Annotated in this window: 11 protein-coding genes; 8 read left to right on the forward strand and 3 right to left on the reverse strand. The window is 46.3% G+C overall.

Translation table 11 applies throughout. From position 1 onward, the window contains the following. Positions 1–119: 119 nt before the first annotated feature. The 8 genes from F0P94_RS05955 to F0P94_RS05985 all read left to right on the forward strand — a co-directional run bounded on the left by F0P94_RS05955 (position 120) and on the right by F0P94_RS05985 (position 9,543). Complete coding sequence (locus tag F0P94_RS05955; RefSeq protein ID WP_150902896.1) at positions 120–3,734, forward strand: ABC transporter permease/M1 family aminopeptidase; 3,615 nt, start codon at positions 120–122, stop codon at positions 3,732–3,734. A gap of 276 nt (positions 3,735–4,010) precedes the next feature. Further along, positions 4,011–4,598, forward strand: a complete 588-nt coding sequence (locus F0P94_RS05960) for a hypothetical protein (protein WP_150902897.1) — start codon at positions 4,011–4,013, stop codon at positions 4,596–4,598. Between the two features lie 39 nt (positions 4,599–4,637). Continuing rightward, positions 4,638–5,408 (forward strand): type I methionyl aminopeptidase, encoded by a 771-nt coding sequence (map, locus tag F0P94_RS05965; RefSeq protein WP_150902898.1) that lies wholly within the window; start codon positions 4,638–4,640, stop codon positions 5,406–5,408. Positions 5,409–5,511: 103 nt separating this feature from the next. Beyond that, positions 5,512–5,955, forward strand: a complete 444-nt coding sequence (locus F0P94_RS05970) for a nucleoside deaminase (RefSeq protein WP_150902899.1) — start codon at positions 5,512–5,514, stop codon at positions 5,953–5,955. Between the two features lie 105 nt (positions 5,956–6,060). Further along, entirely contained in the window at positions 6,061–6,678 is a 618-nt protein-coding gene (locus F0P94_RS05975; RefSeq protein ID WP_150902900.1) for a superoxide dismutase, read from the forward strand. A 221-nt stretch (positions 6,679–6,899) separates the two neighbouring features. Continuing rightward, on the forward strand, positions 6,900–8,180 hold the full coding sequence (locus F0P94_RS05980) for a NupC/NupG family nucleoside CNT transporter (RefSeq protein ID WP_150902901.1): 1,281 nt from the start codon (positions 6,900–6,902) through the stop codon (positions 8,178–8,180). Between the two features lie 97 nt (positions 8,181–8,277). After that, complete coding sequence (locus F0P94_RS19610) at positions 8,278–8,451, forward strand: hypothetical protein (protein WP_191906937.1); 174 nt, start codon at positions 8,278–8,280, stop codon at positions 8,449–8,451. Positions 8,452–8,652: 201 nt separating this feature from the next. Next, positions 8,653–9,543: a S66 peptidase family protein gene (locus tag F0P94_RS05985; RefSeq protein ID WP_150902902.1), complete on the forward strand. Its 891-nt coding sequence runs from the start codon at positions 8,653–8,655 to the stop codon at positions 9,541–9,543. A 195-nt stretch (positions 9,544–9,738) separates the two neighbouring features. Here F0P94_RS05985 and F0P94_RS05990 read toward each other — a convergent pair whose 3' ends face one another. The 3 genes from F0P94_RS05990 to cysS form a co-directional block, all read right to left on the reverse strand. After that, entirely contained in the window at positions 9,739–10,959 is a 1,221-nt protein-coding gene (locus F0P94_RS05990) for a porin family protein (RefSeq protein WP_150902903.1), read from the reverse strand. A 156-nt stretch (positions 10,960–11,115) separates the two neighbouring features. Then, positions 11,116–12,144: a M28 family peptidase gene (locus F0P94_RS05995; protein WP_150902904.1), complete on the reverse strand. Its 1,029-nt coding sequence runs from the start codon at positions 12,142–12,144 to the stop codon at positions 11,116–11,118. Next, positions 12,137–13,627: a cysteine--tRNA ligase gene (cysS, locus tag F0P94_RS06000; protein ID WP_150902905.1), complete on the reverse strand. Its 1,491-nt coding sequence runs from the start codon at positions 13,625–13,627 to the stop codon at positions 12,137–12,139. Before cysS ends, F0P94_RS05995 begins: the two co-directional genes overlap by 8 nt. Between the last annotated feature and the right edge of the window lie 122 nt (positions 13,628–13,749).

The raw sequence follows: 13,749 nt of genomic DNA on the forward strand, positions 1-13,749 counted from the left end.
TATAAAATAATTCTCCTGTCTTCCCCTACCCCTCCGAAAGGTGACTAATCGCAAAAACGGTATCCAAACCGGACTTAAACTCATAACGCTTAACTCATAACTTTTAACTGAATAAGATCATGTTTTCAGAAATATTCCGCTTTGAAATAAAGTACCGCCTCAAACGCCCGGCTACCTACATCTATTTTGCCCTGCTGTTTTTAATGGGCTTCCTGGTAATAAACACGATGGGCGGCGCCTTTAGCAGTGCTACCGCTGTAATGAGCAACAAAGTGAAGGTCAACGCCCCGGCCACCCTGAGTAATATAATGCTTTACCTGTCTTTCCCCGGAGTGCTTATAATATCGGCTTTAATGGGTAACGCCGTTTACCGCGATTTTGAGCACCGCACCCATTCTCTGCTTTTCACTACGCCCATAAAAAAGTGGGAATACCTTGGCGGCCGTTTCCTGGGTTCGCTGGTAATAACCTTGCTGGTTTTGTCGGGAATTGGCCTGGGCTTAATGGCAGGAGAAATTCCGTGGCCATGGCTGCAGCCGGAAAAATTCGGGCCTTTCAACTTTATGGCTTACCTGCAACCCTACCTGCTTTTTATCTGGCCGAATATCCTGTTCCTCGGAGCAATTTTCTTCACCCTGGCTACGCTTACCCGAAGTGTACTTTCCACGTATATCGGCTCCATTATTTTCCTGGTACTGTACAGTATATCCCAAAGCTTTGCCCGGGACCTGGATAACCAGTTTCTGGTTACGTTGCTCGACCCGATGGGATATGCTGCCATGGAGTTCACTACCAAGTACTGGACCGTAGCCGAACAAAACAACAGCTTGCTGCCGCTTAATCTGGAGATTGCTCTTAACCGGGCCCTTTGGCTGAGCACCGGATTAATGATGCTGGCTTTCTGCTATTTCCGTTTCAGTTTTTCCTTTTTCGCTTCCGAAGGCAAAGCAGCCTATAAACCAACCCTGGAAAAAAAGAGCAACCTGGCGCCTGCCACCCGCTTTCTGCTGCCGGTTGTAAAGCCCGTTTTTTCGTTCGGGTTAAGCCTGAACCAATACCTTCGTCTGGTAAACCTGGAATTTAAAGGCATTGTAAAAAGCGTTTATTTTATTGCCATTTTGTTTGCCGGCCTGGTTGCCCTTTTCTTCTTTGGCTCCCAGATCGGAAAATGGTATGACACCACCACCTTCCCGGTTACTGCTCAGATGATCAAAGGGTTAATCAGCCAATTTGGTTTATTTCAGCTCATTATTATTACCTACTATGCCGGTGAACTGGTTTGGCGCGAACGCGATAACCGCATGAACCAGATCTACGATGCCCTGCCTATTCCCAACTGGGTTCCTTTTGCTTCCAAACTTTCGGCGTTAATGCTGGTGCAGGTAGTTTTGCTGGCTCTGGTTATGGTTTGTGGCATTATTATTCAGCTTTCCAAAGGCTATTTCCATCTTGAGCCAGCCCTTTACTTAAAAGGACTTTTTGGATTAATATTACCCAGCTTATTATTTCTTTGCGTGCTCGCTATGCTTATCCAGGTAATTGTGAACAACAAATATCTGGGGCATTTCATTATGATCGCTTATTACCTGTACACCTTATTTCAGGGGCAAATGGGCATAGAGCATAACTTACTGAAATTTAACGCCAGCCCAACGGTAATATATTCTGACATGAACGGCTACGGGCATTTTATTACGCCTTTCCTGCTGTTTAAAATCTATTGGGGCGCTTTTGCCATTTTGCTGGCCCTGACAGCCAATTTATTCTGGATCCGCGGCACGGAAACGCTCATGAAATGGCGCTTAAAAGTAGCCCGTACGCAATTCAGCCGCTCTTCGGGTTTAATTTCAACTCTGGCTATTCTGGTTTTCCTTACTTCCGGAGGTTTTATTTTCTACAATACCAATGTGCTGAATAAATACAAGCCCGAAAAAGAGAAACAAAAAGCCATTGCAGATTTCGAAAAAGCCTATAAAAAATACGACGGCATTCCCCAACCACGCATTGTAGCTGCCAGCCTGAACGTCGATATTTTTCCGGAAGAGCGCAATATCCGTTTTAAAGGGTATTTCTGGCTGAAAAACAAAACCAAAGTCGCGATCGATTCCATTCACGTAAACGCCTTTACCGACCTGGACATCAGGCAACTGGGTTTCGACCGCTCGTACAAAAATGTATGGCGCGACGAGAAAATGGGCTATTACATTTACCGCCTTGGCCAACCGCTGCAACCCGGCGATTCCATTAAACTCCTCATGGACCTGTTCTATGAATCGAAGGGCTTTGTAAACAGCAACCCCAATAACCACATTGTTCATAACGGTTCATTCTTTAATAGCAGTTATCTCCCAAGCATTGGCTATAGCAGCAACGACGAAATATCCGACGATGAAACCCGCAAAGAGTACGGCCTGGCTCCTAAAAAATCCATGCCCTCCGTTTACGACACCTCCGCTTACAGCAAGAACATGTTTTCCGGCGATTCCGACTGGATCAGGTTCGAGGCAATTGTAAGTACCGTTCCAACCCAGATCGCCCTGGCACCGGGTTATTTGCAAAAGGAATGGACTGACAAAGGCCGCCGGTATTTCCATTATAAAATGGACGCCCCGATCCTGAATTTTTATTCTTTCCTGAGCGCCGACTACCAGGTGAAGAAAGAAAAATGGAATGATGTAAACCTGGAAATTTATTACCACAAGGGCCACGAATACAACCTCGATCGGATGATGAAGGGCATGAAGGCGTCCCTGGATTATTACACCAGAAATTTCGGCCCGTACCAGCACCGCCAGGTACGGATCCTGGAATTCCCCGGCTATTCCAGCTTCGCGCAATCGTTCCCGAATACCATTCCGTTCTCCGAAAGCATTGGTTTTATTGCCGATGTTGACGATACCGATGAAGAAGATGTGGATTATCCGTTTAAAGTTACCGCCCATGAAGTGGCCCACCAATGGTGGGGACACCAGGCGGTTAGCGCCTACGTACAAGGCTGCCAGCTTATTTCCGAAACCATGAGCCAGTACGCCTCTTTAATGGTAATGAAACAGACCTATGGCAACGAGCGGATGAAGAAATTCCTGAAGTATGAAATGGACCGTTATTTAAGTGGCCGGGCCGGAGAAAGCCAGAAAGAACTACCCTTGTATAAAGTTGAAGGCCAGGACTACATTTACTACCAGAAAGGCAGTATAGTAATGTATGCGTTGGCTGATTACTTAGGCGAAGACAAACTGAACGCGGCAATTAAAGGATACCTGCAGGAAGTAAAATTCCAGCAGGCGCCTTACACTACCTCCCTCGATTTCCTGCGTCACATTAAAAAAGCCACGCCGGATTCGTTGCAGTATTTAGTAAAGGATATGTTCGAGAACATTACCCTCTACGAAAACAAAGCCAACGAACCAACCTACACCCAACTCAAAGACGGCCGCTACAAAGTAACCTTGACTCTGGACGCTAAAAAATACTACGCCGACAGCCTGGGCAACGAAAAAGAAGCCAAAATGAATGACTTTGTAGATGTGGCGGTGTTTACGTACAAAAAAGAAAAAGGCGCCGCCAAAGGCAAAGATGTTCCGGTTTATTTCGAAAAGAAACGCCTGAAATCCGGCCAGAACAAACTGGAGATTTTCGTAAAAGAAAAGCCAAGCAAAGCCGGCATAGACCCATACAACAAATTAATAGACCGCACCCCGGACGACAACCTGAAAGCAGTCACCAAAGCATAGAATCCGGTCAAATTAAAATTATCAATTAGATACCGGACAATAAGGTAGGGGCGCTCCTTGTGGGCGCCCTTTTTCTTTCCCGATTTCCCCAGTCAGAAAGCCAACGTTTTTATCAGAAAACCCATTCCCCATCCCCACAAAACAGTACCCCAAAACCCGGAAAAAGTAATTATAAAAGCAGCGAACTGCAATTGGCTAGAAATTTGTTGAACGGTTAAACGCGAAATTTAAAAACTACGCGTTTGTTGGCTAACTTGCCGCTTCAATTAATTTAACATGAAAAATTTCCTTTACCTGCTTTCCGGCTTTTTCCTGCTTTTTGTATTTACCGCCAATGCCCAGAAAAAAACGTACGGCGCACCGCAAAAACCTGCTAAACTCGTAAAAGTTACCATTGCCAAAAAAATAACCGTTTCGGTGCCCGAAGACTTCACCGTAATGCCCGACGAAGGCATTGCCAGTAAATACCCGGCTGCCCGTAAACCATTAGGCGTGTACACCAGCCCGAACGGCCAGATCGATTTCAGTGTTTCCGAAAAACCGACCACCTTTATTCCCAAAGACCTGCCCCTGGTAAAAGACATTTACAAAGCGTCTATTTTGCGCATGTTCAGCGATGTACAGTTTATCCGCGACGAGATCAGAACGATCAACAAAAAGGACATGATCGTATTCGAGTTCGTTTCTACTGTAAAAGACGAAAACCCGAACAGCAACAAAGCGCCTATTAAAAAGTATTCCATTGTGCAGTATTACCTGAAAGGCGGAAACGTTACCATTTTCACCTTCAATTCCCCGGCCCTGCTGAAAGACAAATGGCAGCCGCTAGCCCAGGAGATCATGAACTCCGTGAAGATCAATTAATTTGTTTTTTCACGATCATTAAGCTTTAAAACAGGAGATATGTCGATTACAGCAGAATCGGAATTATTGGGGATGCAGCAGATCAGCGAAATTGTTGGCCTTACGCTGAAGCAAATGCGCGAACACGCCCAGCCAGGCATGAGCACCAGGGAACTAGATGCTTTGGGCGGCGCGATCCTGAATAAATACGGTGCCCGTTCTGCACCAAAACTGGCTTATAAATTTCCCGGCCATACCTGCATCAGCGTGAATAACGAGATCGCTCATGGAATTCCTTCTGCTCAAAAAATTCTGCAGGAAGGCGACCTGGTGAACATCGATGTATCGGCTGAACTGAACGGCTTCTGGTCTGATAACGGCGGTTCTTTTGTGCTGGGCCAAGACGTCCACAACCACCAGCCGCTCGTAAATGCCTCTAACCAGATCCTTTGCAAGGCCATCAGCAAAATAAAAGGCGGGGTAAAAATTTCTGAGATTGGTTTACTCATCGAAACCGAAGCCCGGAAAGCCGGTTATAAAGTAATTAAGAATCTGGCCGGGCACGGCATTGGCCGCAGCCTGCATGAAGCACCCCATGATATACTGAACTACTATGAAAAATTTAATAATCAGCGCTTTCGAAAGAACTCCGTAGTAGCCATCGAAACGTTTATTTCCACCGGTTCTACTATTGCCCAGGAACAACCGGACGGCTGGACCTTACTTGGCAACAAAGGCGGTTTTGTGGCGCAGCACGAACACACCATTTTAATTACCGATGGGGAGCCCGTAATCCTTACTGCTGCCAACGGCATTTGGGACTGCCAATAAAACGCTATTATTTTAGAACAAAAACCACCGGCAGGTCAACGCTTACATTGGCTTTCCGTTCATAACCATTACGCTTACTTTTTTGCTTACCTGAATTACCATTATGCTTAGCCTTTATTCCGACGAAACCTTTATGAAAGAAGCCTTTAAGCAGGCGCAATACGCGTTGGAAGAAGGCGAAATCCCGATTGGGGCCATTGTGGTTTGCAACAACAAAATTCTGGCAAAAGCTTATAACCAGACCGAAAAGCTGAACGACGTAACGGCCCACGCCGAAATGCTGGCCATAACGGCGGCAGCTAATAATCTTGGAAATAAATACCTCCACGATTGCACGCTTTACGTAACCGTAGAGCCTTGCCCCATGTGCGCCGGCGCCTTGAACTGGTCGCAGATAAAGCGGGTGGTATATGCTACCGGCGATCCGAAGCGGGGTTACCGGCGGTTCGGCAATTTGCTGCACCCCAAAACCGAACTGGAAACGGGTATTCTGCAGCATGAGTGCGCGAATTTAATGACCTCTTTTTTTCAGAATAAGCGAATTTAGTATACCTTTGAAAGAGCGCGGATTTAAATTCTGTTGTAAATTAAACTTCAGAAATTAAACCTGCTCTTCAGTAAAAACTAATTGTACAACCTTAACAATAAAACTATGAGCGTAACGAATTACCCTTTCGAATTACCTGCATTAGGTTACGATTATAATGCCCTGGAACCGCACATCGATGCGCGCACCATGGAAATTCACTACACCAAGCATCACCAGGCCTACGTAACCAACCTGAACAATGCCGTAAAAGGCACCGATCTGGAAGGTAAAAGCCTGGATGAAATAATGCGCCAGTCTGGTCTGTCTATGGCTACTCGGAATAATGGCGGCGGCCACTGGAACCATACCTTCTTCTGGAAATTATTGAAGAACAACGGCGGCGATCCAACCGGGGATGTTGCAACTGCCATTAACAACTCCTTTGGTTCTTACGAAGAATTCAAAACCCAATTTACCCAGGCAGCCACAACCCGTTTTGGTTCCGGCTGGGCCTGGCTATGCAAACAGGAAGACGGCAGCCTGCAGATCTGCTCTACCGCTAACCAGGACAATCCGCTGATGCCGGATGCACAAACCTGCGGCGGCACGCCAATTCTGGGGTTGGACGTTTGGGAACACGCCTATTACCTGAACTACCAGAATCGTCGTCCGGATTATATTAATGCCTTCTTCAACATCATTAACTGGGACGAAGTGAACCGTTTATACAGCGGCCAATAAGCAAACCGTATTAATTTCAGCTAAAAAGTCTTCTGGTGAAAGCCGGAAGACTTTTTTATTTTCCATTTCCGCCGCTTCGGGATCTATAAAGCACCGTTGGAGTACAGAAATATTGTTATATTTGACGGCTAAAAAACCAAATTTTCCTGCCGGGGCATTTCTTTTTTACCCGGGTATCTGGTTCTGCAGCGGCAAATTAATTCTTATTTCAACAATTTAGTATGGACCGTTTTACCGGGCTGATTGGCGTGGTGCTTATTTTGGGCATCTCCTTTTTATTATCGAATAACCGCAAAGCCATTAACTACCGTCTTGTTGGCGTCGGGTTGCTTGTCCAGTTAGGGCTGGCGGTTTTTATTCTGAAAGTACCTATCGGGAAAGTTATCTTCGGCAAGATCGGCGCCGGCGTAACCAAGCTCCTCGATTTCTCGAGTAAAGGCGCGGAATTCGTATTCGGTCCGCTCGTAAACCGCGACCTGATGGCGAAGATCTTTGGCCCGGAAAACAGCTTTATCTTCTTTTTCAACATTATCCCTACCATTATTTTCGTAGCGGTGCTTGTGAATATTGCCTACCACATCGGCCTGATGCAGCGCGTGGTAGCGGTTATTGCCCGCGGCGTACACTGGCTGATGGGTGTTTCCGGTTCCGAAGCGCTGAGCAACGTGGCCAGTGCTTTTGTGGGTCAGGTAGAAGCCCAGATCATGATCAAGCCTTACCTGGCCGGCATGACGCGCTCGGAATTATTAGCTTCCATGGCCGGTAGTATGGCCTGTATTGCGGGTGGCGTAATGGCGGTTTACATTGCCTTAGGCGTACCAGCCGAATACCTGATTGCAGCCAGCTTAATGGCAGCTCCGGCGGCGCTCGTAATTTCCAAAATCGTGTACCCGGAAACCGAACCTTCTGAAACCAAAGGCAAAGTAAAACTGGAAGTAACCAAAGCGCACTCCAACTTACTCGAAGCCATTTCGCACGGCTGTTCCGAAGGGTTGCGCATCGGCCTGAACGTAATTGCCATGCTCTTAGGCTTTATCGCCCTCATCGCCCTCCTCGATTATATTTTAGGTTCTATCGGTCATTTGTTAGTAGCAGCTGGCGTAGATCTGAGTGGTATCGGTATTAACCTGAGCCTGCTGAGCATGAAAACCATCCTGGGTGTGATCTTCTCCGGTTTTGCCTGGGCTATGGGCGTGCCAACCAAAGATATTTTCGATGCCGGTTCTTTAATGGGTACTAAAATGGTGCTGAACGAATTCGTAGCCTACCTCGACCTGACAGCCATGAAAGAAAAGCTCGATCCGAAATCCTTCCTGATCGCCAGCTTTGCCCTTTGTGGTTTTGCGAACTTCAGCTCGATTGCCATCCAGATCGGCGGTATCGGCGAACTTGCCCCAACCCGCCGCACCGACCTGGCCAAGCTCGGCGTGCGCGCCTTAATTTGTGGTACGCTGGCTTCTTACCTGTCAGCCACGCTGGCCGGTTTGCTGATGTCGTTCTAGTAAGTTTAAAGTTTCTCGTAGCTTCGGCTGCAAAATACAAAGGAACGCGCCCCGGTGCGTTCCTCCTTTTTTACCCCAAACCCTACCGTTTTCAACTATGCGTTACAAAGTTCTCGGCGTGCTGCTTCTGCTTATTTTCGCCTTCAACCTGTATGCCACTATCAAAGATATTTCCCATGAAAAACTAAGCGAACCGCTTTACTACTACGCCATGATCCTGGCCTCGCTGGTACTGGGAATCTACTTTCTCTTTTTCAAAAAACGCCGGTAATTTGTCAGGAAGCACTTTACTTTCAGCTTTTATAAGAAACCAAATAAATTTAATGCTGAAGCCTCCATGTTTTTCTGTCATTCTGAAAGAACCTTGTGATTTCTGTGCTTTTCAGCCCAAAGCTTCCTCCGGAATGACAATCGTGGTAATTAAACTTTTTCCAATCCTTCCTCTTTCTACTTTCATCCTTCTACTAAAACCATGAAAAACCTGCAGCCCGGCGATAAAATTGCGATCGTTTCCACAGCCCGAAAAGTAAGTTCGGAAGAAATGCAGTCCGCTATTTCCGTGCTGCAAAGCTGGGGCTTGGAAGTAGTTTTAGGCGAAACGGTCGGCGCTGACTTCCACCAGTTTGCCGGCCCGGATGAACTCCGAAGAAACGACCTGCAGCGCATGCTCGACGATCCTTCCATTAAAGCCATTCTCTGTGCCCGCGGCGGCTACGGCACCGCGCGTATTCTGGATCATCTGGATTTCACGAAGTTTGCGCAAAACCCAAAATTGATTATCGGCTTCAGCGACGTAACGGCTTTGCACGCGCATTTATACAAGCTCGGTTTCGAAAGCCTGCACGCCATTATGCCCATCCTGTTCCCGCGCGAAGGCAGCGAAGCCGCCATCGAAAGCCTCCGCCGCATTTTATTCGGAGATGAGATCAGCTATAATGCTCCTATTCATCCTTTTAACCGGTTTGGCACGGCCGAAGGCGAACTCGTAGGCGGCAATTTATCCATCCTGCACACCATTATCGGCACCCGCTCCGACTTCGATTACAGCGGCAAGATCCTGTTCCTAGAAGACCTAGACGAATACCTTTACCACATCGACCGCATGCTGGTACATTTAGACCGTTGCGGCAAGCTCGAAAATCTGGCCGGTCTCATCATCGGCCACATGAGCGACATGAAAGACAACACTATTCCTTTCGGCCGGAACGCTTACGAAATTATCAGGGAACACACCGCCAGATACAACTACCCCGTTTGCTTCGATTTCCCGGTCGGCCACGAAGCGCATAATTTAGCCTTGGTTTGCGGCAGAAAAGTAAAGTTGGAAGTTGGAGAAAGTGGCAGCGAATTGAATTATATTTAAGCATTTCGCAAGTTTAGCGACAGCGTAACTTGTGGATTTCAAATTGGCCAGTTTGTAACTGGCCTTGCCTGAAAGGCAAAACGTTTGCAGAAGGCAGTTCGGCAATATCCTGGGCAGCACCCCCAAAATTCCGCAAGTTACAAACTTGCAATCAGGCTTACCCACATTTACAGTATTGCTAAACTTGCGGATAAATTAAAACTGCCAGCCCAAGTTAACTGAAAGAGTATTTACAGCTGTTTTTATCTGTGTTGCTTTAGAAAAGCCGTTTCCAATCTCATACCTTAATTCAAGGTTGAGCTTTTCGGCTCCAGCCATAGGCACATAACTTCCAATTCCTAAGGCTAAAGCCTGACTATAGTTTCTAAATTCTTTAAAAGGTTGATTTCTGTCTGTATAGGAAGAACTTCCAAAGGTGCTCGTCTTTACTTCTTCCTGTTTATTTTTAATAGCAAATCCGTTTACAATGCCTACATTCAGGAAAGGTTTATATTTTCCTGAAGCGGCTCTGTATCGAACTAATAAAGGGAAGTTTAAATAACTGATATCAAAAGTGATGTCATAATTGCTCATTCTACCAAAGTTCCCTTGTTCAGCAAACGTCGCTATATATTTATTGCGGGTAAATAAAGCTTCTACTTGAATTGAGATTTTTTCATTTACCTTGGGAAGGGTTTTATTGAAAAAAAGTCCACCATGATAACTTATTTTAGATTTATAAGAATCAGCTTTACTTAAGTAAATATCTCCCGTTATTTTAAGATTCGAAGAATTAACTCCAACGAATGGCCCCCAGGAAAGCTTTGACTTTACAGGCGTACGTACATAAAAAGAGGTTCCCGGAGTTGTACACGTATTAAAAGAAGCTACTATACCTACTAATGCGCTTTCTTTAAAATTCGTTTTTTTAACTCGCTCCAAAATAGAAGGGCAGGTAGTAAAAGCCTCCATCAACACTTTATGGTAAGAATTATCAACCGTTTTAAATTTCCTCCCATCCTTCATTTTTTCATAGCGGATGTCTTGTTTCAATTCTTTCAAACCTGAATCAGTTTTTAAGTAGTAGCGATCGAAATCTGTTGAATCACGATAGAAATAAAGACTTGATTTTCCCTTTACCAATACATTTAAAAAAAAGCTTTTTTGGAATCCCCCATTTACAGGCAGTATTAATGCTTCAAATTTTTTCCCACTCTCGAAACCATAACCATTTAGTTCGGTAGGAAAATATCTTTTCTCTTGATCTTCAAGGCTTTTTTTAAACACACACTTTTCTACACTAGCTTTATCGCCCTGGTACTTAACGAAACCTTTTACAGTATCAGAGTTTAAGACTATATAACCTGGTCTAAAATCTTTTTGAGCAAATACATTAATAGAGACACTAAGGCATAGAAAGAGTAAGAGTTTCTTCATAATAACATTAGACTTGAAGTTCTGAATTCTAAAAAAAAAGATTAATTTAATAACACTTTAATATTCATTTATTTAACAAAGATAACAAAAAAAAGCCCTGAACTACCAGCCAAAGCCAGCCATTCAGGACTTTTCAGTTCAAAAGAATACCCTTCCCTACTCCCGGTAAAGCACTTCCAGCAGCGTCTGGCCTACGGCTTTCAAACTCCGCCGCTCAATAATGCTCATATTATCCTGGTGAGTGTGGTGGTATGGCGCAAAATAATCGTTGGTGAGCGGGTTGTACTCAATAATATCGATCATGGGTATGCCAGCCTGGTTCACATAGTAATGGTCGTCGGTAATGCCCGGGGTATTTACGTTCACGAAGTAATCACCGTAGCCTATTTGCTGGGCTACGCTCCAGACCTTATCCAGCACCCCACCGGCAAAGCTCCGGCTCGATTCGTCTTTGGCAAACTTGGCGGTTTTAGAACCAACCATATCCAGCAGAATACCATACGCGGCGTCGTAGCCCGGCACGTGCTTGTTCTTCATCCAGTACTGGGACCCCAGGCACCAGGTATCTACCCCACTGTTGGCCAGTTTGTTTACCTTGTCGCTTTGCGTGCTTTCATCGTAACCGTAATCTTCCCCGTCGAAAAGTACGATATCCACGCCTATATCCGGCTTCCCTTTGGCCTCATTAATTACCCGCGCTACTTCGAGTAAAATACCAACGCCGCTGGCGCTGTCGTTGGCCCCGTCGATCGGTTCGTCTTTTCGCTGGTAATCTTTATCGGCCCAGGGGCGGGTATCCCAGTGTGCCGAAAGCATCACGCGCTTTTTCGCCGCCGGGTTTATCGTGCCGATAATGTTGCGCATCTTCAGCATTTTGCCGTCGAAAGCCATGCTCTCGAAACTTTGCACCGTAACTTCCGCGCCAAATTCCTTCAGCTTCGCAATTAAGTAATCGCCGGCTTTTACGTGCGCTTCGGTATTCGGAATGCGCGGCCCGAAACTAACCTGGGCTGCCGTAAACGCATACGCCGAATCGGCATTGAAGGCAGGGCTTTCCAGTTTCACCGGTTCAGGTTTTTCAGTCGCCGTGGTGGTGGTTTCTTCCTTTTTGGTTTTGGTTTCGCAACTCCATAAAACGCTACTGAATGCAGCAAAAAAGGCGGCGGCAATAATTCTTTTATTCATAACTCCAGTCTACTCCGGTTTTCGAATCTTTCAGTACCAGGTTCTGCTTTTTCAAAGCGGCCCGGATGGCATCTACCTGTGCGTAATCTTTTTCGGCTTTGGCTTTTTTATAGAAATCCAGTACCACTTCCAGCAACGCATCGGCATCGGCCGGTTTTTCGTCTTTCAACCCTAAAACGTCCAAAACCAGGGTCCGGAAATTTTGCAAAATGAAATTGAAAGTCGCTTTGGAAACTTCTGCCGAAACCACCGGTTCCCGGAACTTGCCGTTCAGGAAGGTTACAATATTAAATAAGCCGGAAATAGCTTTTGCGGTATTCATGTCGTCGGCCAAACTGGCGTAGCAGCTTTCCACCATTTTCTGCACGTCAGCCGCTATTTCGCCTTCTTCGGCAACTTCGGCATATGCGGTTTCCAGTTTTTCGAGCAAACGCAAGGCATTCATCAGTTTAATGTAGCCCTTCCGGCCGGCCTGCAGCGCTTCGTTGCTGAAATCCAGGGTACTCCGGTAATGCGCCTGCAGAATAAAGAAACGCAGGGTCATAGGCGAATACGGCATTTCCACCATTTTATGGTCGCCGGAAAAAAGTTCGCCCAGCGTAATAAAGTTGCCCAGCGATTTGCCCATTTTCTGCCCGTTAATGGTGATCATGTTGTTGTGCACCCAGTATTTGGCTTCGTCGGTATGGCTGTCGCTGGCCTGGCTCTGGGCAATTTCGCATTCGTGGTGCGGAAACATTAAGTCCAGTCCGCCGCCGTGAATATCGTAGAGGTTGCCTAAATATTTGCGGCTCATGGCTGAGCATTCCAGGTGCCAGCCCGGGAAACCTTCGCCCCAGGGCGAAGGCCACCGCATGATGTGCTCCGGCGAAGCGTTTTTCCAAAGGGCAAAATCCAAGGGCGAACGTTTTTCCTGCTGCCCGTCCAGATCGCGCGTATTCGAAAGCAGATCTTCTATTACCCGGCCGGAAAGCTTGCCGTATTTATGGTCCTTATTATAAGCCGGCACATCGAAATAAACCGAACCGTTCACTTCATAAGCCAGCCCGTTCTTCAGAATTTCCTCTATCATTTCGATCTGCTCGATGATGTGGCCCGAAGCTCTTGGTTCAATATCCGGCGGCAGAATATTCAGCCGGGCCATGTCTGCGTGGAAACTGTTGGTAAAACGCTGCACCACTTCCATGGGCTCCAGTTTGTCGAGTTTGGCAATTTTACCGATCTTATCTTCTCCTTCGTCGGCATCGTTTACCAGATGGCCTACGTCGGTAATGTTGCGCACGTAACGCACTTGGTAGCCGGCATTTTTCAGGTAACGGTACAATACATCGAAAGTAACATAAGCCCGAGCGTGACCTAAGTGCGCATCGCTGTAAACCGTCGGACCGCACACGTACATGCCCACAAACGGGGCGTGCAGCGGCTCAAACGTTTCCTTCTTGCGCGAAAGGGTATTGTATATTTTCAGCGGAAATGTATTCATAAATCTTTGTTCAAAAACCGTAGGCATTCAGCCCAAAAAAGTAAAGCGAACCTCTAAACTGCAAAGTTGCGAATTGTATTCGAATTAGAGCCCTTTTATACCATTAAAATAAGGGCCGAATC

This window comes from Adhaeribacter soli, assembly GCF_008727925.1.
In the GTDB taxonomy this organism is placed as follows: domain Bacteria; phylum Bacteroidota; class Bacteroidia; order Cytophagales; family Hymenobacteraceae; genus Adhaeribacter_A; species Adhaeribacter_A soli.

What these genes read in the sequence shown, in the direction of transcription:
- F0P94_RS05990 (WP_150902903.1), bottom strand. Translation starts at nt 10,959, where the DNA reads ATGAAGAAACTCTTACTCTTTCTATGCCTTAGTGTCTCTATTAATGTA.
- F0P94_RS05985 (WP_150902902.1), top strand. Translation starts at nt 8,653, where the DNA reads ATGAAAAACCTGCAGCCCGGCGATAAAATTGCGATCGTTTCCACAGCC.
- map (WP_150902898.1), top strand. Translation starts at nt 4,638, where the DNA reads ATGTCGATTACAGCAGAATCGGAATTATTGGGGATGCAGCAGATCAGC.
- F0P94_RS05995 (WP_150902904.1), bottom strand. Translation starts at nt 12,144, where the DNA reads ATGAATAAAAGAATTATTGCCGCCGCCTTTTTTGCTGCATTCAGTAGC.
- F0P94_RS05960 (WP_150902897.1), top strand. Translation starts at nt 4,011, where the DNA reads ATGAAAAATTTCCTTTACCTGCTTTCCGGCTTTTTCCTGCTTTTTGTA.
- F0P94_RS05955 (WP_150902896.1), top strand. Translation starts at nt 120, where the DNA reads ATGTTTTCAGAAATATTCCGCTTTGAAATAAAGTACCGCCTCAAACGC.
- F0P94_RS05970 (WP_150902899.1), top strand. Translation starts at nt 5,512, where the DNA reads ATGCTTAGCCTTTATTCCGACGAAACCTTTATGAAAGAAGCCTTTAAG.
- F0P94_RS05980 (WP_150902901.1), top strand. Translation starts at nt 6,900, where the DNA reads ATGGACCGTTTTACCGGGCTGATTGGCGTGGTGCTTATTTTGGGCATC.
- F0P94_RS05975 (WP_150902900.1), top strand. Translation starts at nt 6,061, where the DNA reads ATGAGCGTAACGAATTACCCTTTCGAATTACCTGCATTAGGTTACGAT.
- cysS (WP_150902905.1), bottom strand. Translation starts at nt 13,627, where the DNA reads ATGAATACATTTCCGCTGAAAATATACAATACCCTTTCGCGCAAGAAG.
- F0P94_RS19610 (WP_191906937.1), top strand. Translation starts at nt 8,278, where the DNA reads ATGCGTTACAAAGTTCTCGGCGTGCTGCTTCTGCTTATTTTCGCCTTC.